This is a genomic window from Streptomyces sp. SID14436 (assembly GCF_010548465.1).
In the GTDB taxonomy this organism is placed as follows: Bacteria; Actinomycetota; Actinomycetes; order Streptomycetales; family Streptomycetaceae; genus Streptomyces.
Genome location: NZ_JAAGMD010000130.1, coordinates 1 through 892 on the forward strand (window position 1 = coordinate 1; position 892 = coordinate 892).

The 892-nt window shown below is 77.8% G+C and carries 1 protein-coding gene; it reads left to right on the forward strand.

All coding sequences use genetic code 11. The annotated features are described in order from the left end of the window. A partial coding sequence (locus G3I53_RS04870; RefSeq protein WP_164438046.1) for a ubiquitin-like domain-containing protein occupies nucleotides 1–892 on the forward strand: 892 nt, incomplete at both ends.

Consider the following 892-nt stretch of genomic DNA (forward strand, 5'->3'; position numbering starts at 1 on the left):
GCCCGGCCGCCGGTCCGCGCACCGGCGCCGCCCCCGCTGCGCCGACCGGGCGGACAGCGTGCGCCGCCTGCTGCCGCAGGCCCTCGTCGTCGCCTTCCTGGCCGGGGGCACCGCCGCCTTCGTCGCCGAGGACAAGGCCGTCCGCCTCGACGTCGACGGCCGGACCCGCACCCTGCACACCTTCGCCGACGACGTCACCGGGCTCCTCGCCGAGGAGGGCGTCCGGATCGGCCCGCACGACGCGGTGACACCCGCGCCCGGCACCGGACTCGGCCACGGCGACCGGGTCGAGGTCCGCCACGCCAGACCCCTGGTGCTCACCCTGGACGGCCGGCGCACCCGGGTCTGGACGACCGCCGACACCGTCGAAGGGGCGCTCAGACAGCTCGGGGTGCGCGCGGAGGGCGCGTACCTGTCCACCTCGCGCTCCCGTCGGATCGGGCGCGAGGGGCTGACCCTGGACGTGCGCACCGAACGCTCCGTGACCGTCATGGCCGACGGCCGGGCCCGCACCATCCGCACCAACGCGGCGACGGTGCGCGAGGCCGTCGCGCAGGCCGGGATCGGGCTGCGCGGCCAGGACACCACCTCCGTCGCCCCCGACAGCTTCCCGCGCGACGGCCAGACCGTCACCGTGCTGCGGATCACCGACGGCCAGGAGGTCCGCGACGAACCGATCCCCTTCCGTGAACTGCGCGTCGAGGACCGGACCCTGCCCCGCGGCACGGAGGTCGTCGAACGCCCCGGCCGGCCCGGGGTGCGCCGGGTCACCTACGCGCTGCGCACCGTCAACGGGGTCCGGCAGAAACCGCGCCGGCTGCGCGACGAGGTGGTGCGCGAGCCCCGCCCGCAGCAGGTGCGCGTCGGCACCGCCCCCGCGCCCGCCCCGGCC